The following is a 20,863-nucleotide window of genomic DNA, read 5'->3' on the forward strand; positions in this document are numbered from 1 at the left end:
CGTCACTCGTCCGACTTGGCCATGTCCACCGGCGGCGCGTCGGGGACCGTGACCGGCTTCGGCTCGCCGCGGAAGACGAACTTGGCCTTGTCGTCGGCGGCCTTGCCGCCGTCCGGGTCGTAGCCCTCGACGTCGACGACGACGATCTGACCGGCTTCCACCTCGCCGAAGAGGATCTTCTCGGAGAGCTGGTCCTCGATCTCGCGCTGGATGGTCCGGCGCAGCGGCCGGGCGCCCAGCACCGGGTCGAAGCCGCGGCGGGCCAGCAGGCCCTTGGCGGCCGGGGTCAGCTCGATGGCCATGTCCTTGTTGGCCAGCTGCTGCTCGACCCGCCCGATCATCAGGTCGACCATCGTGATGATCTGCTGCTCGGTGAGCTGGTGGAACACCACGATGTCGTCGATGCGGTTGAGGAACTCCGGGCGGAAGTGCTTCTTCAGCTCGTCGTTGACCTTGTTCTTCATCCGCTCGTAGTTCGACTGCTCGTCGTTGCCCTGGGCGAAGCCCAGGCCGACGGCCTTCGAGATGTCCTGGGTGCCCAGGTTCGAGGTGAAGATGATCACGGTGTTCTTGAAGTCCACCGTGCGGCCCTGACCGTCGGTCAGCCGGCCGTCCTCCAGGACCTGCAGGAGCGTGTTGTAGATCTCCTGGTGGGCCTTCTCGATCTCGTCGAACAGCACGACCGAGAACGGCTTGCGGCGCACCTTCTCGGTGAGCTGGCCGCCCTCCTCGTAGCCGACGTACCCGGGAGGGGCACCGAACAGCCGCGAGGCGGTGTAGCGGTCGTGGAACTCGCCCATGTCGATCTGGATGAGGGCGTCGTCCTCGCCGAACAGGAAGTTCGCCAGCGCCTTGGACAGCTCGGTCTTACCGACGCCGGACGGGCCGGCGAAGATGAACGAGCCGGACGGGCGCTTCGGGTCCTTCAGGCCGGCCCGGGTGCGTCGGATGGCCTGCGAGACCGACTTGACGGCCTCCTCCTGCCCGATGATCCGCTTGTGCAGCTCCTCCTCCATGCGGAGCAGGCGCGTGGTCTCCTCCTCGGTGAGCTTGAACACCGGGATGCCGGTCCAGTTGGCCAGCACCTCGGCGATCTGCTCGTCGTCGACCTCCGCGACGACGTCGAGGTCGCCGGACTTCCACTGCTTCTCGCGCTCGCCCTTCTGCGCCAGCAGCTGCTTCTCCGAGTCGCGCAGGTGCGCGGCCCGCTCGAAGTCCTGCGCGTCGATCGCCGACTCCTTGTCCCGGCGGACGTTCGCGATCTTCTCGTCGAACTCGCGCAGGTCCGGCGGAGCGGTCATCCGGCGGATGCGCATCCGGGCGCCGGCCTCGTCGATCAGGTCGATCGCCTTGTCGGGGAGGAACCGGTCGGAGATGTAGCGATCGGCCAGCGTGGCCGCGGCCACCAGGGCGTTGTCGCTGATCGTGATCCGGTGGTGGGCCTCGTAGCGGTCGCGCAGGCCCTTGAGGATCTCGATGGTGTGGCTGACGCTCGGCTCGCCGACCTGGATCGGCTGGAACCGGCGCTCCAGCGCGGCGTCCTTCTCGACGTACTTGCGGTACTCGTCGAGCGTGGTGGCGCCGATCGTCTGCAGCTCACCGCGGGCCAGCATCGGCTTGAGGATGCTGGCCGCGTCGATCGCGCCCTCGGCGGCACCCGCGCCGACGAGCGTGTGCAGCTCGTCGATGAACAGGATGATGTCGCCGCGGGTGCGGATCTCCTTGAGCACCTTCTTCAGGCGCTCCTCGAAGTCACCGCGGTACCGGGAACCGGCGACCAGTGACCCCAGGTCGAGCGTGTAGAGCTGCTTGTCCTTCAGGGTCTCCGGGACCTCGCCGCGGACGATGCCCTGGGCCAGCCCCTCGACGACGGCCGTCTTGCCGACGCCCGGCTCGCCGATCAGCACCGGGTTGTTCTTGGTCCTCCGGGAGAGGACCTGCATGACCCGCTCGATCTCCTTCTCCCGGCCGATGACCGGGTCCAGCTTGCCCTCGCGGGCGGACTGGGTGAGGTTGCGACCGAACTGGTCGAGCACCAGCGACGAGGACGGGGCACCCTCGCCGCGACCGCCGGAGGCACCCTCCGCCGGCTCCTTGCCCTGGTAGCCCGACAGCAGCTGGAGCACCTGCTGGCGGACCCGGTTCAGGTCGGCACCCAGCTTGACCAGGACCTGCGCGGCGACGCCCTCGCCCTCGCGGATCAGGCCGAGCAGGATGTGCTCGGTGCCGATGTAGTTGTGGCCGAGCTGCAGGGCCTCGCGCAGCGAGAGCTCCAGCACCTTCTTGGCCCGCGGGGTGAACGGGATGTGCCCGCTCGGCGCCTGCTGGCCCTGGCCGATGATCTCTTCAACCTGCTGGCGGACGCCCTCCAGGGCGATCCCGAGGGACTCCAGGGCCTTGGCGGCCACTCCCTCGCCCTCGTGGATGAGGCCGAGGAGGATGTGCTCGGTGCCGATGTAGTTGTGGTTGAGCATCCTGGCCTCTTCTTGGGCCAGAACGACAACACGCCTCGCTCGGTCGGTGAACCTCTCGAACATCTAGTACTCCTCGCCTACTGCGCCGTGCAACGCCGCGCTGGGTCGTGCCGCGACTGACGCCGTCAACATGGGCGGCGCGCGCTGCGCCGCGTACGCCCCGACTCCCACTGTATCGGCCCGGGGCCCCGCGGTGCCCGCGGTCCGCTCACCTGCTATGGGCCAACACCCGGTCGGCCACCGGGATTCCCGGACGGCACCCGGGCCCGACCGGAGGGTGACGACGCAGGTCAGCCCGGGATCGCGGCCTGTTCGGCCGCGCGCTCCGCGGCCTTGTCGGCCTGCCACCCGTCCTCGTCACGGCCGATGCGCCAGTAGCCGGAAACGGACAGATCTGCGCGCGGCACGCCCCGATCGTCGAGCAGGTGGCGGCGCAGGGCGCGCACCGCCCCGGCCTCGCCGTGCACGAACGCGTGCACCCGCCCGACCGGGAACTCCAGCGCCCGGACGGCCTCGACGAGCCCGTCGGGCCCGGCGGTGTCGCGGTGGACCCAGTGCTGCTCGACGCCGGCCGGCAGCTCCTGCTGCTCCCGCGGCCCGCCCACCTCCAGCACGGCCACGGCCCGCGCACCGGCGGGCAGCCGCTCGCAGGCGGCCCCGATCGCCGGCAGCGCGCTCTCGTCGCCCGCGAAGAGGTGCCAGTCGGCCTCCGGGTCGGGTGCGTAGGCGCCGCCGGGGCCCTGCAGGCGCAGCACGTCGCCGGGGCGGGCCGCGGCGGCCCACGGCCCGGCCAGGCCGCGGTCGCCGTGGACCACGAAGTCGATGGTCATCTCGCCGGCGGCGTGGTCGAGCGCGCGGACCGTGTACGTCCGCATGGCGGGCCACTGGTCGCGGGGCAGCTCGGCCCGGATCGTCTCCATGTCGAACGGCTCGGGGTACGACACCCCCGGCCGCGGGAAGACGAGCTTGACGTAGCGATCGGTGTAGGGCGTGTCGGGGAAATCGGCGATGTCGCCGCCGCCGGCGACGACGCGGATCATCCCCGGGGTGAGCCGCTCGGTGCGGCGGACCTCGAGCGTGGTCGTCCGTCGGGGCATCGGACCTCCTCGGTCGGATTCGTGGCCGTGCTTAGGTCAGCCTAAGCACATTCCAGAGGCGGTGCACCCGGCCAAGCTGATCACGTCGGCGCGCCGACCGGAAGCGCCACCCACCACGCACTCCGTCCGGCACCGCGCGCCCCCCCCCCCCCCCCCCCCCCCCAAACCCACAGTTGAGGGGGGGGGCAAAGAGGCAGCCGGGGGCCCCGCCCCCCCCCCCCCCTACCCCCGTGGGGCGGGGGGTACCCCCGGGCCGGCGGGTGCCCCGGACCCCCGCCGACCCTCCCCCGCCGGACCCCCGGAGAAGTGCCCCTGCTCGAGCCGAGGCCCGCCGGAGGCGCACTTCCCCTCCCTCCGACAAGTCCGACAAGCTCCTCTCCCCGGAGCGGACGCGCGCGGACGCCCTCAGTAGGCAGGAACGTTGCCGGGTGGCGTGCCCAGCCTCGTGAGTACCGGTGGGGCGAAGGCGGGGTGAAGGAGCGCCTCCGGCGGCGCCTCCGCGGCGGGCGACCTCGGATCGAGCAGGGGTTCGGCCCCTGCCGTCCCGTCGTCACGCTCAGCGAAGCACGTCCGCCGCGGCCCCCGCACGGTTGGCATCCATGGGCTGCGGTTGGGAGGGGAGGGTGCGGGGGTCGCGTCGGACGCGCTCTGCCGAGCGCGCCGACGTGACGGCAGGGGCCTCGGGAGGGGAGTGGCGCTGCGCGCCGCTTCGCCTGGGCTCGCCTCGCGGCGCTGCGCGCCGCCTTACCGGAGCGAGAGTGGCTTTCGTCCCGCTGCGCCGGACGAGAGCGACTCTGGTTGCGTCTGGCGCGACGAGAGTCGCTCTCGTACGGCTCCGCCGGTGCGCGTCGCCCCGGTGGGCACCGCGCACACCGTGTGGTGTGCACGCACAGCGTCCGGCGTGTGCGTCGTGGCCGGTGGGTGTGCGTGGACACGGGCGGGGCCTCGCGGCGAGCGCCGTCGTCGGCGCCGCGGTGGTCGCGGTGGGGGTGCTCGTCGTGCGCGTGAAGATCGAGCCGTGCTGATCGCCCGGTGCTGATCCGGGGCGGCGGGCCGCCGGTGGCCGCGGCCCGCCGCGCCGTCGATCGTCAGTTCTCCTGGTGGTAGGCCTCCAGGACCTCGGCCGGGATGCGACCCCGGTCGGAAACCTTCATTCCACGCTTGCGCGCCCACTCGCGAATCGCCTGGTTCTGCTCGCGGTCGATCGAGGGGCGGCGCGGCGGGGTCGCGGCGGCGGTGGCGGTGGAACGGCGCCGGCCACCGCCCGCCTTGCGCGCGGCCGCCACGAACTCGGCGAGCACATCGCGCAGTCGCCCCGCATTGCCCTTGGACAGGTCGATCTCGAACGCCTTGCCGTCGAGACCGAACTCGACGGTCTCGTCGGCCGCCTCTCCGTCCAGGTCGTCGATCAATCTCACTTCACGGATCTGCGCCACCGGGACCTCCACACTCGCCGTACTGGGATCTGCGACAACGCCGCAGCCCACCGCACGATATAGCGATTCGATCGTCGGCGTCGAGTCACCCCTCCGGGGAGGGGCGATCCGTTACTCAGAACGCACGAGCGGATACAGAATGGTTTCCCTGATTCCGAGCCCGGTCAGCGTCATGAGGAGGCGGTCGACGCCCATTCCCATGCCGCCTGTCGGCGGCATTCCGTACTCCATCGCACGCAGGAAGTCCTCGTCGAGCCGCATGGCCTCGGCGTCGCCCGCGGCGGCCAGCAGGGACTGCTCCTGCAGCCTGCGCCGCTGCTCGACGGGGTCGACCAGCTCGGAGTAGGCGGTGGCCAGCTCGTGCCCGAAGACGACGAGGTCCCAGGCCTCGGTGAGCCGCGGGTCGTCGCGGTGCTGCCGGGTGAGCGGGCGCACCTCGACCGGGTAGTCGCGCACGAAGGTGGGTTCGCGGAGGGTGTGCTCGACCAGCTTCTCGAACAGTTCGAGGACGATCTCACCGGCCGACAGCGAATCCTTCAGGGCGACGTCGTGCGCGGCCGCCAGCTTCCGCAGATCCTCGACCGAGGTGTCCGGTGTGACCTCCACCCCGACCGCGGAGGAAACTGCACCATGCAACGTCACGGAGCGCCATGCACCCCCCAGATCGTGTTCCGACCCGTCCGCATGACGCACGACCGTGGATCCGAACACGGCGCGTGCGCAGGCCTGCACCAACTCCCGGGTCAGATCCGCCATCACGTCGTAGGTGGCGTAGGCCTGGTAGGTCTCCAGCATCGCGAACTCCGGCGAGTGCGTGGAGTCGATGCCCTCGTTCCGGAAGTTGCGATTGATCTCGAAGACCCGCTCGATGCCGCCGACAATGCACCGCTTCAGGAACAGTTCCGGCGCGATCCGCAGGTAGAGGTCGGTGTCCAGGGCGTTGGCGTGGGTGACGAACGGGCGCGCCGTCGCCCCGCCGTGCACCAGTTGCAGCATGGGCGTCTCGACCTCGGTGAATCCGCGGTCGTGCATCTGGGAGCGCAGCGTCCGCATCACCTCGGCCCGGGCCCGCACCATCTCCCTGGCCTGGGGCCGGACGATGAGGTCGACGTAGCGCTGGCGGACGCGGGTCTCCTCGGAGAGCTCGTGGTGGGCCACCGGGAGCGGGCGAACGGCCTTCGAGGTGAGCTCCCAGCGGTCGGCCATCACCGACAGCTCCCCGCGCCGGGAGGTGATCACCTCGCCGTGCACGTGGACGTGGTCGCCGAGGTCGACGGTGGCCTTCCAGCGGCCCAGCTCCTCCTCACCGACCAGGGCCAGGCTCAGCATCGCCTGCAGCTCGGTGCCGTCGCCCTCGCGCAGCGTGGCGAAGCACAGCTTGCCGGTGTTCCGCAGGAAGATCACCCGCCCGGTGACGTCGACGGTCTCGCCCGTGGCGGTGTCCGGCGGCAGGTCGGGGTGGGCGTCGCGGACCTGGCGCAGCGTGTGGCTGCGCTCGACGACGACGGGGTAGGGATCGCGCCCCTCGGCCAGTACCTGCGCGCGCTTGGCCAGCCGGACCCGCATCTGCTCGGGGAGTTCCTGGTCCTGGTCCGGGGCTGCGTGCTCTGTGCTCACGGGACAAGGTTAGTGACGGCGACGCGGCCGTCCCCCGTCGGTGCGCCCCGTACCGTCCGCGACGTGGACATCGACCGCGCACGGGCGCGCTCCTTCGGACCGGCCGCCGCTGCCTACGCCGCGTTCCGGCCGGGCTACCCGCGAGCCGCCGTGGAGTGGGCGCTGCAGCCGGTGCTCGGGGCGAGCGAGCCGCCCCGGCTGCTCGACCTCGGGGCGGGCACCGGCAAGCTCACCGCCACCCTGCTGGAGTTCGGTCCGGTGACGGCCGTCGAGCCGGACGAGGGCATGCTCGCCCAGCTGCGGGCCAGGCTCCCGGAGGTCCAGGCCCGCTCCGGGACCGCCGAGGAGGTGCCGGCCGAGGACTCGTCGGTGGACGCGGTGCTGGTCGGGCAGGCCTGGCACTGGTTCGACCACGACCGCGCGCTGGCCGAGGCGGCCCGTGTGCTGCGCCCGGGCGGGGTGCTCGCGGCGCTGTGGAACAGCGACGACCTCGCGGTCGAGTGGGTGCGCGGCTACCGCGAGGCGCTCTACTCCCAGCGCAGCGTCCCGCCCGCGGAGGGCACGGACAACGTGCCTGCGCTGCCCGGGCACCCGGCGTTCGCGCACAGCCGGCACAGCCGCCACCCCAACCCCGTGCGCACGACCGCGGAGGGCCTGGTCGCCAGCATGGGCACGCACTCGTGGCTGCTGGTCAGCGAGCCCGACGTGCGGGAGCGGGCGCTGGGCGGGCTGCGCGACTACCTGGCCGGGCGCCCGGAGACCTCGGCGGGCGAGTTCGAGCTGCCGCTGGTCACCGAGGTGCTCCGGACGTTGCGCAAGTAGGTCAGCCGCAGCCCCAGCAGGGTCAGGTCGGGCACGTACTCGGCGATCGTCTCCGACACCCCGGCCATCAGCGGGGCCAGCCCGCCGGTGCCCAGCACGGTCACCGGGCCCGCCTTCGGGCCGAGCTCTGCGACGATCCGGCCCACCAGCCCGTCGACCTGGCCGGCGAAGCCGTACAGCACCCCGGACTGCAGGCACTCCACCGTGTTGCGGCCGATCACCGAGCGGGGCCGCACCAGCTCCACGGAGCGCAGCGCGGCGGCCCTGCTGGCCAGCGCCTCCAACGAGATCTCGATGCCGGGGGCGAGCGCGCCGCCGAGGAACTCGCCGCGGCTCGACACGACGTCGATGTTGGTCGAGGTGCCGAAGTCGACGACCACGCAGGCGGTGCCGTACAGCCGGTGCGCGGCCAGGGTGTTCATCACGCGGTCGGCGCCGACCTCGCGCGGGTTGTCGACCAGCAGCGGCACCCCCGTGCGCACCCCCGGCCCGACGATCACGTGCGGGTCGTCGCGGCGCTCGATGAGCAGCCGCAGCTCGCGCAGCAGGCTGGGCACGGTGGACAGCGCGGCGATGCCGCTGACCTCGTCGGTGTAGCGGCCCAGCAGCCCGCGGAAGGCGACCTCCAGCTCGTCGGCCGTCATCCGCGGGTCGGTGCGCATCCGCCAGTCGCGCACCAGCGGCGGGCGCACCTCGGGGTCCGGCTCCCCGGCAAGCGCCTCCTCGTAGAGGCCGAGCGCGATCTGGGTGTTGCCGGCGTCCACGCAGAGCAGCATCGACGGCCTACAGCTGCACGTGCACGTTGTCGATCAGCCGGGTGGTCCCCAGCCGGGCCGCCACCAGCAGCCGGGCGGTGCCGCCGGGCTGCGGGTCGGGGCGCAGGTCGGCGTCGCACAGCTCCAGGTAGTCGACGGCGAGCGCCGGTTCCTCCCGCAGCACCGCCCAGGCCGCGTCCAGCACGGCCCGCGGCCCCCCGGCAGAGACGCCCGCCCCGGCGCGCAGGGCCCGGTGCAGCACGGCCGCGCGCGGCCGGTCGGCCGCGGACAGGTAGGCGTTGCGGCTGGACAGGGCCAGCCCGTCGGGCTCGCGCACGGTGGGCACGCCGACGACCGAGACCGGGAAGTCCAGGTCGCGCACCATCCGGCGGAGCAGCACCAGCTGCTGGTAGTCCTTCTCGCCGAAGAACGCCACGTCCGGCCCGACGATGTGGAACAGCTTGGCCACGACGGTGAGCACCCCGGCGAAGTGCCCGGGCCGCACCGCGCCCTCCAGCTGCTCGCCGAGCACGCCGGGCGAGATCGTGGTGTCGGCGCCTTCGGGGTACATGTCGGCGGCGGACGGCGCGAAGACCAGCTCGGCGCCCTCCTCGCGGCAGGCCCGCACGTCCTCGGCCAGCGGGCGCGGGTAGCGCTCGAGGTCCTCGCCCGCGCCGAACTGCAGCGGGTTGACGAAGATCGAGACGACGGTGACGGTCGACCCGGGCAGCCTGCGGGCGTGCCGGATCAGCTCGCGGTGCCCCTCGTGCAGGGCGCCCATCGTCGGCACCAGCACGATCCGCCGCCCGGCTCCGCGCAGCGCCCGCGTCGTCGCGGCCAGCTCCGTCGGCGAGACGTGCGGGGTCAGCTCGCCCGCCACGTAGGGCTTGCGGGCGGCGCCTCGGCCGGTCTCGGTGGTCACGGTCCCTCCCGGAGGGTGCTCAGCACGTCGTCGACGGCGTGGTCGGGCAGCAGGCCGGCGGCGGCCGCCCGGCGCGCGGTGCGCCCCGCCAGCACGCGGTAGGTCTCGGCCAGGTCGGGGTCGGCGGCGGTCAGCTCGGCCAGGTGCTTGCGCACGGTGCCGACGTCGCCGCGGGCCACCGGGCCGGTGAGGGCGCGGTCGCCGTGGCGCAGGGCGTTGTCCAGCGCGGCGGACAGCAGCGGGGCCACCAGCCGCTCGGCCGGCCGGATGCCGGCCCGCTCCAGGGTCTCCACGCAGTCGCGGACCAGCGTGACCAGGTGGTTGGCGCCGTGCGCCAGCGCGGCGTGGTAGAGCGGCCGGACGGCCTCGGCCACCCGCACCGGCTCCGCCCCCATCTCCACGACCAGCGCGGCACCGACGTTGAACCCGACGTCCACGCCCGTCTCGTCGTCCTCGGCGGCGGTGACGCCGACGCTGCACCCGGCGAGCCGGGCCACGTCCTCCTGGCGGCCGGTGAACGTCATGACCGGGTGCAGGGCCAGCGGCAGCACCCCGTGCTCGACGGCGGGCGCCAGCACGCCGACGCCGTGCGCGCCGGAGGTGTGCACCACGATCTGCCCGGCGCGGAAGCTCCCGGCCGCGGCCAGCCCGCGCACCAGGCCCGGCAGCACGTCGTCGGGCACCGCGAGCAGGGCCAGGTCGGCCCCGGCGACCACGGTGTCCGGGGCCAGCAGCGGGACGCCGGGCAGCAGCGCGGCGGCCCGGTCGACGGAGGCCTTGGAGACCCCGGACGTGGCCACGACGCGGTGCCCTGCCGCGGCCCACGCGGCGCCGACGACGGCGCCGACGCGACCCGCCGACACCACCCCGACCGCGAGCCGGGCCGGACGGGCGCTCATCGCCGTTCCCCGATTCGCTCGTGCATCCTGCCCCACCCCGTTCCCGCCGTGCCGGGTCGTCGGGGGACCGCGGCACCGCCCAGGCTAGTGGCCCGCGCCGATCACCGTGCGGCCTCGTCGGCCCGGCCCACGGCCCGGCGGCGGGCCTGGTGGACCTCGGTGAGCGCCTGGCGGCGCCACTGGTCGGCGTCGGGGCCCGCGGTGCCGCGCACGATCCTGGCCTGCAGGAAGGCCAGCTCGGTGACCGCGGCCTGGTACTCGGCGACCGCCCTGGCCGCCGCCCGCCCCGAGCGGGCCCGCACCTTGCGCCGCCACTCGCGCCGCCCGGCCATGCTGGCCATCAGCCGCACCTCGCTCGGCGCCACCCAGCCCTGCCGGGCGAACTCCGGGAGGTACTGGGCGATCGTGTCCTGCTCGCGCCTGCGCTGCCAGACGACCAGGCCGATCAGGGCGAGGAAGACCGGCACCATCACGTACCCGTAGACGCCGAAGAAGGCCACCCCGCCGAACAGCGTGGCCGCGCCGTTCCACAGCGCGTGCAGCGCCACCGCGACCAGGTAGCCCACGAGCACGGCGGCCACCCGGAACCCCGTGCTGCGGCTGCCCGCGGCCAGCCCCGCCCCGATCCCGATCATCGCGGTGTAGAGCGGGTGGGCGAACGGCGCGAACACGCCGCGGAGCAGGAACGTGACCAGCACCCCGCCGCTCGCGCCGCCCAGCCCCTCGGTGACGAAGGCCTGCCCGAAGTAGAGGATGTTCTCGGTGAACGCGAAGCCGGCGGCCACGATCCCGGCGTAGACGACGCCGTCGACCACGCCGTCGAACTCGCGCCCGTGCAGCACCAGCAGCCCGACCAGGAACGCCCCCTTCACCGCCTCCTCGACGACCGGCCCGACGAGCGCCGGCCCGGCCAGCGCCCCGGTCTCCTGCCCGAGCGTCTGCTCCAGCACCGAGATCGCGCTCGTGTTGATCAGCAGGGCGGTCAGCGCGGCGACGCAGGCGCCCCAGCCGAACGCGAACAGCAGCAGCCGCGGCGGTTCCGGCTCCCACCGGTCGACCCAGAGGAAGGCGGCCACGACCGGCCCGACCGGCAGCAGCGCGCACACGGCGCCGACCAGCACCCCGGCCGTCCCGATGCTGCCGGCGACCACGCCGAGCACGGTGAGGCCGCAGATGCCCAGCACCACCAGGACGACGACCGGGAGGAGCACCCGGTTGCGGCGCTGCCGGGAGGTGGGCAGCGAGCCGGGCGGGGGCGGCGGTGACACCCGGTCAGCCTAGGTCGTGTCCGGTAAGCCCTGGTCGTCGAGCTCCGTGATCCAGATCGTTCCCGGCGAGGCGCCGGTCCGGCCGTCGTACTGGTTGTACCCGGCCGGGCCGGCAACGCTGCCGGGGACGATCTGGGCGCGGAGATCGGCGGCGGGGTGTGCAGGACACGACCTTCGGTAGCCGGGCAGGCCACGATCGAGCACGGCGCGCCCGGGACGGGCTTCAGCGGACCGGTGGCTGGCGCGGCGGCCCGCTCTGCGGCGGCCGCGGCGGCGGGAAGGCCTGCCCGGGACCGCGGGCCGGGACGGCGGGGCCGCTGCCGGAGCGCTGCACCGGGGGCACGGCGCTGGGCGACGGGCCCGACGGGGCGACGGCCGGGGTGGCGGATGGGGCGCTCGCGGAGGTGATCGGCGGGGTGATCGACGGGCCGCGGGAGCTGCGCGACGGCCCCCCGTGCCGCAGCGCGACGGTGAGCGCCTGCGGGTGCCCCACGGCCTGCAGGCGGGCCCGGTAGAGCGCGGCGACGGCCTGCTCGTGCCACAGCGGCCCGGACACCTGCACGGCGCCCCGGGACATCTTGGCCCGCAGGAACGCCAGCTCGGTGACCGCGGCCTGGTACTCCACGACTGCCTTGGCCACCGCCTTGCCCGAGCGCGCCCGCACCGCCCGCTGCCAGCCGCGCCGCCCGGCCAGGCTGGACAGCAGCGCCACCTCGCTCGGGGCGATCCAGCCGGCCTTGGCGAACTCCGGCAGCTGCTCGGCGACGATGCGCTGCTCGCGGCGGCGCTGCCAGAGCACCAGCCCGATCTGGGCGAAGAACAGCGGCACCATGACCGAGCCGTAGATGCTGTACCACTGGTCGTTGCCCAGCGAGGCCGCGCCGTTCCACAGCATGTGCAGGCCCACCGCGGCCACGTAGCCGACGGCCACCACCGCCACCCGCAGCGTGCCGTTGCGGTTCTGCGCGGCGATGCCGCAGGCGATGCCCAGCATCGCGGTGAACAGCGGGTGGGCGAAGGGCCCGAGCAGCCCACGCAGGAAGAACGTCGACCACAGGGTGCTGCTGGCCCCGCTCATCGCGTCCTCCACGAAGGCGGCGCCGAAGTAGAGGATGTTCTCGGTGAAGGCGAACCCCGCGGCCACCAGCCCCGCGTAGACGACGCCGTCGACCATGCCGTCGAACTCGCGGCGGTTGAACACCAGCAGCCCGACCAGGAACACGCCCTTGACCGCCTCCTCGGCGATCGGGGCGACGATCACGGTGGCCACCACGTCGGCCCCGCCCGCGCCGATCAGCTGCGCGGCGATCAGCTCGCCGCCGGTGTTGACCAGCAGGGCGGTCAGCGTGGCCACCCCGGCGCCCCAGGCGAACGCCAGCAGCAGCAGCCGCGGGGGCTCGGGCTCCCAGCGGTCGAGCCACAGGAACGTGGCGACGACCGGACCGACCGGCAGCAGCGCGCACAGCGCGCCGACGACGACCCCGCCGACACCGAGCCCGGAGCCGCCGAGCCCGACCGCGAGCAGGCCGCAGATGCCCAGCGCCATGGCGCCGAGCACCGGCGCCAGCACTCCGCGACGCTGGCGCTGCGGGGTGGGCAGCGGCCCCTGCCAGGTGGCCTGGGCCCCCGAGGGGGCGGACATGGACCAAGACTACTGACCGCCACCGACAACGCCCCGCGGCACTCGACGGGTGTCCCCGATCGGGAAGACCAGCCCGCTCAGCCGGCGGGTTCGGTGGCCACCAGCACGTAGGACGTCAGCAGGGTGAGGTCGATCTCGGCGCCGGTGAGCCAGGCCAACTCGGCGGACTGCCGGTGCAGCGCCACCAGCGTGCGGACCACGACGATCGGCTCGGCGCGCAGCCGCAGGCTGCCCATCGCCTCCACCGACCCGACGACGCCCAGCACGCGCGACTCGACGTGCTCGTTCATCCGCAGCACCAGCGCGCGGGCCCGCGGGTCGTCCTGGGCCAGCCGGCGCAGCTCGGCCTCGATCCGCACCCCGCGCGGGTCCTCCGGGCCGAGGAAGTGCGCGACGAGCGCGTCGATCTGCGCGGCGTGGTCGGCCCCCGGGTCGAGCACCAGCCGGTCGGCGGCCTCCTCGATGCGCTGCAGGGACACCTGCAGCACGTGCTCGGCCGCGGCCAGCAGCAGCTCCTCCTTGGTGGCGAAGTTCGAGTAGAACGCGCCGCGGGTGAAGCCGGCCCGCTCGCAGATCAGCTCGACGGTGGCGCCCTCGACGCCGCGCTCGGCGAACACGTCGACGGCGGCGTCGAGCAGGCGGGCGCGGGTGCGGCCGCGGCGCCCCGACGCGCGGGCGGGATCGTGATCGTCGCCGACGGCCGGGGTCGCCTTCGCGGCGGTCGTGCAGGGGCTGGTCGCGGCCTTGCGCGGCACCGGGCGCTTCGCGGCGGTCGTGGTGGCCGTCGTGACGCCGGCGACCGGCGTCGTCTCGACCACTCCCGCCGCGCTCGACGGCCTGGCGGGCCTGTTCCCGACCGCGCAGGCCGTCGACGGGCTGCGCGGCATCGTCACCGGCGGTGGCGGCGGCTGGAGCGCGGCCGTCGGGCTGCTGGTGTGGGCCGCCGCCGCCTCGCCGTCACGACCTGGGCCGTCGCCCGCAGCCGCGCGGTCCGCATGGCCCAGCTGTCCCCGACTCCCGCCTGAGCCCCGGACGGCGGGGCGCTCGCGTATCGCGGGCCTATCGGAATCCGGATACGCCACGGCAACCCCGCTGCTTGTTCGGTGGGGGCATGGGCGACAGCGCATCGAACCCCGGACGTGGCGTGAACCGGCGGCGGCTGCTCGGGTGGAGCGGGCTGGCGGCCGGTGCGGTGGCGGTCGGCGTGCCGCTGGTGGGCGCCGGGATCGGCAACGCCGCCCCGACCGGTTCCGGCGCACCCGCCCCGCCAGGCGACGACGCGGTCCCGCCGGACACCCTGCCCGGCGGGGCCTACGACCGGTACGTGGCCGAGCTGGCCGCGGCGGACGAGTTCTCCGGCGTGGTGGTGCTGTCGCACCGGGGCCGGACCGTGCTGTCGCGCAGCTACGGCCTGGCCGACCAGGAGAAGGGCATCGCCAACGACGAGGGCGTCGCGTTCAACCTGGGCTCGGCGGTCCAGCCGTTCGCCTCGGTGGCCATCCTGCAGCTGGCGCAGCAGGGGAAGGTGCGGCTGGCCGACCTGGTGGGCACCCACCTGGACGGCTTCGCCACCGACGTCGCCGAGCGGGTGCGGATCCACCACCTGCTCACCAACCCCGGGCTGAAGCAGCGCGGGGGTGGTGACCTGCAACGGGTGTTCGAGAGCCGGGAGGAGGTGCACGCGTTCTACGAGGAGTGGACCCGGCAGTCGGAGCTGGTGGCCCCTCCCGGCTCCGAAGGCGGCACCGCCCAGGGAGCCGTGCCGATCATCGCGCAGATCGTGGAGGCGGTGACCGGCACGACGTACTGGGACTACGTGCACGAGCACGTCTTCGGGCGCTGCGGCATGACCGGCTCGGCGTTCTACACCAGGCCGGAGTGGCTCAGCGACGAGCACATCGCGCACTCCTACATGCGGCAGGCCGACGGCAGCCGGGTCGACGCCGTCCGCAACCTGGACAAGGGCAGCGTGAACGAGTTCATCCTGGGCAAGAACCCGGGCCGCAACTTCATCGACGGCGCCGCGGACGGCGGCTTCGCGACCGCGGCCGACCTCGTCCGGTTCGGGCAGGCGCTGGGCGACGGCACGCTGCTGGACCGGCCGTACGCCGACATGCTCCTCGGCGCCAAGTTCCCGCAGTACCAGGGCAAGGCGGGCCAGCCGCCCCCGCCACCCGGCGCCCCGGAGGGTTTCGGGACGTACGGGCCACCGGGGAGGGTCCTGGACGGCCAGTGGGTGGTCGCGCGCGCCGGTGGCAACGCCGGCAGCGGCGCCAACTGGACCATCTACCGGGACACCGGCTGGGTCGGCGTCATCCTCAGCAACTACGACGACTTCCCGCTGATCGAGATGATCCAGCAGGAGAACGAGGCCGTCACCGGCTTCGCCGAGCCGCCCGGCGGCGGTGGCGGCGGCTGACGCGAGCCCGCCGGCCCGCCGCCTCAGCCGGAGGTCGTGCGGCCCGCTCCGGTGTCCTGCTCGGGGTCGTCGGGGGTGCGGCAGCAGTGCTCCAGCCAGAGCGCGCCGCCGACCAGCAGCAGCGCGCAGGCCAGTCCGACCCAGCCGGCCACCGAGTCGGCGGACGCCGCGGAGACCTCCCCGGCCAGCGGCAGCACGTGCACCAGCAGGCCGAGCCAGGCCCCGGCCATGATCGCGCCGGCCACCGCGGACGCCTTGGCCAGCAGCACGGCGCGGGCCGCGACCAGCGGCTGCACCGGGCGGGTGCCGGGGCGATGGCGGATGCGGGCCCGCAGCGCGCTGCCGGCGATCGCCTCGGCGACGCCGAGCACGCCCAGCGTCGCCCCGCCCAGCGCCGGGAACGCGGGCAGCGAGCCGTACGCGATACGGACCAGGATCGCCGCCACGACCGCGGCGACCAGGCCGGCGCCGAACAGCTCGCGCGGGCGGGTCGGGGTCACGGCGCGAGCACCAGGTCGTCGCGGCGGCGCATGCCCTCCTCGGCGCCGGGACCGAGCGCGGCGAGCAGGTCGGCGACCGGGCCGCGGCCGGGCAGCACGGCCGACGGGTCGACGTCGAGCCAGGGGCGCAGCACGGTGGCCCGGTCGGGGGTACCGGGGTGCGGCAGCCGCAGCTCGGGGTCGTCGCTGGTCACGCCGTCCACGGTGACCACGTCGACGTCCAGGGTCCGCGGGCCCCAGCGCACCTCGCGGACCCGCCCGGCGGCCCGCTCGAGCGCCTGCCCGCGGCGCAGCCAGCCCCAGTGGTCGCAGCCGTCGTCGTCGACGACGAGCACGGCGTTGAGGAAGTCGTCCTGCTCGACGCCGCCCCACGCGGCCGTCTCGTAGACCGGGGACGCGGCCACCAGCGCGCCGGTGAACCCCCGCACGGCCGAGCGCAGGTGGGCGAAGCGGTCGCCCACGTTGGAGCCGAGCGACAGCACCGCGCGCGTCATGCCGGGATGACCGAGGACCGACCACCCGGGCGGGACCGGGAGACGACCACGGCGACGTCGGCGAAGTCCAGCGGGATCGGGGCGCCGGGCTTGTGCAGCGTGACCTCCACCTGCTGCACCCGCTGATCGGTGAGCACGTCGTCGGCGATCCGCCCGGCCACCGCCTCGATCAGGTCGAACGGCTCGCCGGCCACGATCGCCGCCGCCCGCTCGGCCAGCTGGCCGTAGTGCAGGGTGTCGGCGAGGTCGTCGGACGCGGCCGCCGCGGACAGGTCGAGCCACGCGGTGATGTCGACGACGAACTCCTGGCCGTCGCGGCGCTCGTGCTCGAACACCCCGTGCCGCCCGCGGACCCGCAGCCCGCGCAGCTCGATGCGGTCGCCGCCGGTCATCCGTGCTCCCCCGTCCGCGGACCGGTGCGCGCCCGGGACGCCCCCAGGCCCCACGCCGTCGTCACCGCGATCGCGTCCATGGTGGACCCCACGTCGTGCACCCGCACCCCCCACGCCCCGGAGTGCGCGGCCAGCGCGCTGATCGCGGCGGTGGCGCCGTCGCGACCGGCGGGCGGGCGCAGCGCGCCGTCCGCGCCGGCCAGCAGCTCGCCCAGGAACCGCTTGCGCGAGGCCCCGACCAGCACCGGGAAGCCCAGCGCGGTGAGCACGTCCAGCCGCCGCAGCAGCGCCCAGTTGTGGGCGGCGGTCTTGGCGAAGCCGATCCCCGGGTCGAGCACGAGCAGCGACGGGTCGACGCCGGCCAGCACGGCCGCGTCCACCCGGGCCACCAGCTCGGCGCGCACCTCGCCGAGCACGTCCTCGTAGCCGGCCAGCCGGTTCATCGTGGCGCTCGGGCCGCGCCAGTGCATCAGGACCCACGGCACCCTGGCCTGCGCCACCACGGCCGCCATCCGCGGGTCGGCCAGCCCGCCGGACACGTCGTTGACGACCGCGGCACCGGCCGCCACGGCCCGCTCGGCGACCGCGGCGCGGGTGGTGTCGATGCTGACCCGCACGCCCTCGGCCACCAGTTCGCGCACCACCGGCAGCACCCGGTCCGCCTCCACGTCGGGCTCCACCCGCCCGGCGCCGGGTCGGGTGGACTCGCCGCCCACGTCGACCAGGTCGGCGCCGGCGTCGCGCATCGCCACGCCGTGCGCGACGGCGGCGTCGCGGTCGTCGAAGCGGCCGCCGTCGGAGAAGGAGTCCGGGGTGACGTTGAGGACGCCCACCACCACGCACCGACCGGGGCGCGGCAGTCCGGGCGGGCGGGCCGGCGTGCTCGCGCGCTCGCTCACGGGCTCATCGGCCCCGGATGAGCGCCATGGCCTCGGCCCGCGACGTCGGCGACGACTGGAACATCCCGCGCACGGCCGAGGTGACGGTGGACGAGCCCGGCTTGCGGATGCCGCGCATCCCCATGCACAGGTGCTCGGCCTCGACGACCACGATCACCCCGCGCGGCTCCAGCTTGCGCACCAGCGCGTCGGCGACCTGACCGGTCAGCCGCTCCTGCACCTGCGGGCGGCGGGCGTACAGGTCGACCACCCTGGCCAGCTTGCTCAGCCCGGTGACGCGGCCGTCGCGCGAGGGGATGTACCCGACGTGGGCGACCCCGTGGAACGGCACCAGGTGGTGCTCGCACACGCTGAACATCGGGATGTCCTTGACCAGGATCAGCTCCTGGTGGTGCTCGTCGAACGTCCTGTCGAGGACCAGGTCGGGGTCGGTGTAGAGGCCCGCGAAGATCTCCTCGTAGGCCCGCGCCACCCGGGCGGGCGTGTCGCGCAGGCCCTCCCGGTCGGGGTCCTCGCCGACGGCGATGAGCAGCTCCCGGACGGCGGCCTCGGCACGGGCCCGGTCGATCGGCGGCATGCCGCCGACGGCGGCCGGCCCGCCGACCGGGCCCGGGACCCCGACGCTCAGCGGGGCCCGTCCTCGCGCGGACCGGAACCGTTCCCCGAGGCTCCGCCGTCGGGCGGGGCCGGGACGTCGGCGTGGCCGTTGGCCCCCGGCTCGCCCGGACGGTCGGCACCGGGCTGCTGCCAGCTCTGGCCCGGCGGCGGCCACTCCTGGCCCTGCGGCGTGGTGGCGGGGCGCCAGTCCGGCGGGGCGCCGTAGTTGTGCGGCACGGCGTTCACCGGCGAACCGCCCCAGGACGGGCCGTCGCCGTTCGGGAACGAGGGACCGCCGGGCGGGGTCGGGTTGGGCACCGGGCCGCCGTTCGGGCCGGGCGCGGGCACGCCGTGGCCGCCACCACCCGGGTAGGAGCCGACGGGCGTCGGCTCGCGGTCGGGCTCGACGTCGGGCGGCCACGGCTCGCCGCGCTCCTTGGCCAGCTCGGCCGGGGTGCGGATGGGCGGCTTGTCCGACGGCGTGCGGCCGCCGAAGTCGTTGAACGCGGTGATCCGCGGGCGCTTCTCCACGCTGCCGAAGATGCGCTCCAGGTCCTTGCGGGTGAGCGTCTCCTTCTCCAGCAGCTCGAAGACCAGCTCGTCGAGGACGTCGCGGTAGGTGTTGAGGATCTCCCACGCCTCGGTGTGCGCGGCCTCGATGAGCTTGCGCACCTCCTCGTCGATCTCGTGGGCGACCTCGAGCGAGTAGTCGGCCTGGTTGCCCATCGAGCGGCCGAGGAACGGGTCGCCCTGCTCGCGGCCGTAGCGGACCGCACCCAGCCGGGCGCTCATCCCGTACTCGGTGACCATCGCGCGGGCGATCTTGGTGGCCTGGTCGATGTCGGAGGAGGCGCCGGTGGTGGGCTCGTGGAAGACGAGCTCCTCGGCCGAGCGGCCGCCCATCGCGAAGACCAGCCGCCCGATCATCTCCGAGCGGGTCATCAGGCCCTTGTCGTCCTCGGGGACGACGAGCGCGTGCCCGCCGGTGCGCCCGCGGGGCAGGATCGTCAGCTTGTAGACCGGCTCCAGGTCGGGCATGGCCCACGCGGCGAGCGCGTGCCCGCCCTCGTGGTAGGCGGTGATCTTCCGCTCCTGCTCGGAGATGATCTTCGACTTGCGGCGCGGACCGCCGATGACGCGGTCGACCGACTCCTCGAGGGCGGCACCGGTGATCAGCGTGCCGTTCTCCCGGGCGGTCAGCAGCGCGGCCTCGTTGATGACGTTGGCCAGGTCGGCGCCGGACATCCCGACGGTGCGCTTGGCCAGCGACTCGAAGTCGACGTCGTGCGCGAACGGCTTGCCCTTGGAGTGCACGGCCAGGATCGCGCGACGGCCGGCCAGGTCGGGCGCGCCCACCGGGATCTGGCGGTCGAACCGGCCCGGGCGCAGCAGCGCCGGGTCGAGGATGTCGGGCCGGTTGGTGGCCGCGATCAGGATGATGCCGCCGCGGGCGTCGAAGCCGTCCATCTCGACCAGCAGCTGGTTCAGCGTCTGCTCGCGCTCGTCGTGGCCGCCGCCGAGGCCGGCGCCGCGCTGGCGGCCGACCGCGTCGATCTCGTCGACGAAGATGATGCACGGGGAGTTCTGCTTGGCCTGCTCGAACAGGTCGCGCACGCGGGAGGCGCCGACACCGACGAACATCTCCACGAAGTCCGAGCCGGAGATCGTGTAGAACGGCACGCCCGCCTCGCCCGCGACCGCGCGGGCCAGCAGCGTCTTGCCGGTGCCGGGCGGGCCGTACAGCAGCACGCCCTTCGGGATCTTGGCGCCGAGTGCCTGGTAGCGGGCCGGGTTCTGCAGGAAGTCCTTGATCTCGTGCAGCTCCTCGACGGCCTCGTCGGCCCCCGCGACGTCGCCGAAGGTGGTCTTCGGCATGTCCTTGTTGAGCTGCTTGGCCTTGGACTTGCCGAACGACATCACCCGGTTGCCGCCGCCCTGGGCGTTGTTCATCATCCAGAACAGGATGAGCAGCACCAGGCCGAGCGGGATCAGGTAGATCAGCATCGTGGTCAGGAAGGACTCCTGGCGCACGGTGGTGTCGAAGGCCGGGCGGTTGCCGGCGGCCTGCAGCTTCTCGGTGATCTGCAGGCTGGTGCCGACCGGGTACTGGGTGATGATCTGGGTGGCGCTCTGCCCGTCGGCCTCGACGGGCTGGGCCAGCGTCAGCCGCAGCCGCTGTTCGCGGTCCTCCACCAGGGCTTCGGTGACGTTGCCCGAGTCGATCTGGGCCAGCGCGACCGATGTGTCGACCTTGGTGTAACCCCGGGTGTCGTCGAAGAGCACGCTGAAGGTGAAGTAGACCAGGATCGCGGCGAGGATCCAGATCAATGGGTTGCGGAGCAGGCGCTTGCGGTCCATGCAGCTACGGCCTGAGCGGCCTTCACCCTCCCTGGCGAGATTCTCCGGCGGAGACCCGGCGCGGCATGACCGGCCCTGGATACGCCAGGATAGCGGTCCGGTGTCCGGCACGCGTCCAGACGCCGCCGGTGGGTGCCGACCGGGCACCTGGCCGCTCAACGACCGAGCGACCAGGGGTGTTCCCCGGGACCATTGTGCGCTGTCGCGCACCGCGGTGGCGGCGACGGCGCGGATGTCGGTCCGGTGGCGCCGGACCGCACCTGCGCACGATG

18 protein-coding genes are annotated in these 20,863 nt (G+C 74.0%); 2 read left to right on the forward strand and 16 right to left on the reverse strand.

Annotated elements, in window-relative coordinates:
• Positions 1 to 2 precede the first annotated feature (2 nt).
• The 4 genes from KDL28_RS09185 to lysS form a co-directional block, all read right to left on the reverse strand.
• Positions 3 to 2,537 (reverse strand): ATP-dependent Clp protease ATP-binding subunit, encoded by a 2,535-nt coding sequence (locus tag KDL28_RS09185; protein ID WP_252436982.1) that lies wholly within the window; start codon positions 2,535 to 2,537, stop codon positions 3 to 5.
• A 227-nt stretch (positions 2,538 to 2,764) separates the two neighbouring features.
• Positions 2,765 to 3,571: a siderophore-interacting protein gene (locus KDL28_RS09190; RefSeq protein ID WP_252436983.1), complete on the reverse strand. Its 807-nt coding sequence runs from the start codon at positions 3,569 to 3,571 to the stop codon at positions 2,765 to 2,767.
• Positions 3,572 to 4,659: 1,088 nt separating this feature from the next.
• On the reverse strand, positions 4,660 to 5,007 hold the full coding sequence (locus KDL28_RS09195) for a histone-like nucleoid-structuring protein Lsr2 (protein ID WP_252436984.1): 348 nt from the start codon (positions 5,005 to 5,007) through the stop codon (positions 4,660 to 4,662).
• A 111-nt stretch (positions 5,008 to 5,118) separates the two neighbouring features.
• Complete coding sequence (gene lysS, locus KDL28_RS09200) at positions 5,119 to 6,573, reverse strand: lysine--tRNA ligase (protein ID WP_252437146.1); 1,455 nt, start codon at positions 6,571 to 6,573, stop codon at positions 5,119 to 5,121.
• Positions 6,574 to 6,687: 114 nt separating this feature from the next.
• Between lysS and KDL28_RS09205 the strand changes: the two genes are divergently transcribed.
• A complete protein-coding gene (locus KDL28_RS09205; protein WP_252436985.1) occupies positions 6,688 to 7,446 on the forward strand; it encodes a class I SAM-dependent methyltransferase in 759 nt (252 codons plus the stop codon).
• Here KDL28_RS09205 and KDL28_RS09210 read toward each other — a convergent pair.
• From KDL28_RS09210 to KDL28_RS09235, 6 genes are all read right to left on the reverse strand, one after another.
• Positions 7,362 to 8,222: a type III pantothenate kinase gene (locus tag KDL28_RS09210; protein ID WP_252436986.1), complete on the reverse strand. Its 861-nt coding sequence runs from the start codon at positions 8,220 to 8,222 to the stop codon at positions 7,362 to 7,364. The genes KDL28_RS09205 and KDL28_RS09210 overlap by 85 nt on opposite strands.
• A gap of 7 nt (positions 8,223 to 8,229) precedes the next feature.
• On the reverse strand, positions 8,230 to 9,123 hold the full coding sequence (gene panC / locus KDL28_RS09215) for a pantoate--beta-alanine ligase (protein ID WP_372496927.1): 894 nt from the start codon (positions 9,121 to 9,123) through the stop codon (positions 8,230 to 8,232).
• Positions 9,120 to 10,022: a Rossmann-like and DUF2520 domain-containing protein gene (locus tag KDL28_RS09220; RefSeq protein ID WP_252436987.1), complete on the reverse strand. Its 903-nt coding sequence runs from the start codon at positions 10,020 to 10,022 to the stop codon at positions 9,120 to 9,122. The genes panC and KDL28_RS09220 overlap by 4 nt, the downstream gene beginning before the upstream one ends.
• 101 nt (positions 10,023 to 10,123) lie before the next feature.
• On the reverse strand, positions 10,124 to 11,290 hold the full coding sequence (locus KDL28_RS09225; protein ID WP_252436988.1) for a PrsW family intramembrane metalloprotease: 1,167 nt from the start codon (positions 11,288 to 11,290) through the stop codon (positions 10,124 to 10,126).
• Between the two features lie 223 nt (positions 11,291 to 11,513).
• Complete coding sequence (locus KDL28_RS09230) at positions 11,514 to 12,932, reverse strand: PrsW family intramembrane metalloprotease (protein ID WP_252436989.1); 1,419 nt, start codon at positions 12,930 to 12,932, stop codon at positions 11,514 to 11,516.
• A 77-nt stretch (positions 12,933 to 13,009) separates the two neighbouring features.
• On the reverse strand, positions 13,010 to 13,750 hold the full coding sequence (locus KDL28_RS09235; RefSeq protein ID WP_252436990.1) for a TetR/AcrR family transcriptional regulator: 741 nt from the start codon (positions 13,748 to 13,750) through the stop codon (positions 13,010 to 13,012).
• A gap of 326 nt (positions 13,751 to 14,076) precedes the next feature.
• Between KDL28_RS09235 and KDL28_RS09240 the strand changes: the two genes are divergently transcribed.
• A complete protein-coding gene (locus KDL28_RS09240; RefSeq protein WP_252436991.1) occupies positions 14,077 to 15,351 on the forward strand; it encodes a serine hydrolase domain-containing protein in 1,275 nt (424 codons plus the stop codon).
• A gap of 23 nt (positions 15,352 to 15,374) precedes the next feature.
• Here KDL28_RS09240 and KDL28_RS09245 read toward each other — a convergent pair whose 3' ends face one another.
• Genes KDL28_RS09245 through ftsH form a run of 6 tightly spaced genes read right to left on the reverse strand, consistent with a single transcriptional unit; the run spans position 15,375 to position 20,591 of the window.
• Entirely contained in the window at positions 15,375 to 15,851 is a 477-nt protein-coding gene (locus KDL28_RS09245) for a DUF3180 domain-containing protein (RefSeq protein WP_252436992.1), read from the reverse strand.
• Positions 15,848 to 16,345, reverse strand: a complete 498-nt coding sequence (folK, locus tag KDL28_RS09250) for a 2-amino-4-hydroxy-6-hydroxymethyldihydropteridine diphosphokinase (protein WP_252436993.1) — start codon at positions 16,343 to 16,345, stop codon at positions 15,848 to 15,850. The genes KDL28_RS09245 and folK overlap by 4 nt, the downstream gene beginning before the upstream one ends.
• Positions 16,342 to 16,737 (reverse strand): dihydroneopterin aldolase, encoded by a 396-nt coding sequence (folB, locus tag KDL28_RS09255; protein WP_252436994.1) that lies wholly within the window; start codon positions 16,735 to 16,737, stop codon positions 16,342 to 16,344. Before folB ends, folK begins: the two co-directional genes overlap by 4 nt.
• A complete protein-coding gene (gene folP, locus KDL28_RS09260) occupies positions 16,734 to 17,636 on the reverse strand; it encodes a dihydropteroate synthase (protein ID WP_252436995.1) in 903 nt (300 codons plus the stop codon). The genes folB and folP overlap by 4 nt, the downstream gene beginning before the upstream one ends.
• 4 nt (positions 17,637 to 17,640) lie before the next feature.
• Positions 17,641 to 18,213, reverse strand: coding sequence for a GTP cyclohydrolase I FolE (folE, locus tag KDL28_RS09265; RefSeq protein WP_252436996.1), 573 nt, complete (start codon positions 18,211 to 18,213; stop codon positions 17,641 to 17,643).
• A gap of 47 nt (positions 18,214 to 18,260) precedes the next feature.
• Positions 18,261 to 20,591 (reverse strand): ATP-dependent zinc metalloprotease FtsH, encoded by a 2,331-nt coding sequence (gene ftsH / locus KDL28_RS09270; protein WP_252436997.1) that lies wholly within the window; start codon positions 20,589 to 20,591, stop codon positions 18,261 to 18,263.
• Between the last annotated feature and the right edge of the window lie 272 nt (positions 20,592 to 20,863).

The sequence above is a fragment of the Pseudonocardia humida genome, from assembly GCF_023898865.1.
Classification (GTDB): domain Bacteria; phylum Actinomycetota; class Actinomycetes; order Mycobacteriales; family Pseudonocardiaceae; genus Pseudonocardia; species Pseudonocardia humida.

Coding starts and splice junctions, on each gene's coding strand:
- folK (WP_252436993.1), bottom strand. CDS start 16,345: ATGACGCGCGCGGTGCTGTCGCTCGGCTCCAACGTGGGCGACCGCTTC.
- ftsH (WP_252436997.1), bottom strand. CDS start 20,591: ATGGACCGCAAGCGCCTGCTCCGCAACCCATTGATCTGGATCCTCGCC.
- KDL28_RS09210 (WP_252436986.1), bottom strand. CDS start 8,222: ATGCTGCTCTGCGTGGACGCCGGCAACACCCAGATCGCGCTCGGCCTC.
- KDL28_RS09190 (WP_252436983.1), bottom strand. CDS start 3,571: ATGCCCCGACGGACGACCACGCTCGAGGTCCGCCGCACCGAGCGGCTC.
- KDL28_RS09185 (WP_252436982.1), bottom strand. CDS start 2,537: ATGTTCGAGAGGTTCACCGACCGAGCGAGGCGTGTTGTCGTTCTGGCC.
- KDL28_RS09230 (WP_252436989.1), bottom strand. CDS start 12,932: ATGTCCGCCCCCTCGGGGGCCCAGGCCACCTGGCAGGGGCCGCTGCCC.
- lysS (WP_252437146.1), bottom strand. CDS start 6,573: ATGCGGGTCCGGCTGGCCAAGCGCGCGCAGGTACTGGCCGAGGGGCGC.
- KDL28_RS09220 (WP_252436987.1), bottom strand. CDS start 10,022: ATGAGCGCCCGTCCGGCCCGGCTCGCGGTCGGGGTGGTGTCGGCGGGT.
- folE (WP_252436996.1), bottom strand. CDS start 18,213: ATGCCGCCGATCGACCGGGCCCGTGCCGAGGCCGCCGTCCGGGAGCTG.
- folB (WP_252436994.1), bottom strand. CDS start 16,737: ATGACCGGCGGCGACCGCATCGAGCTGCGCGGGCTGCGGGTCCGCGGG.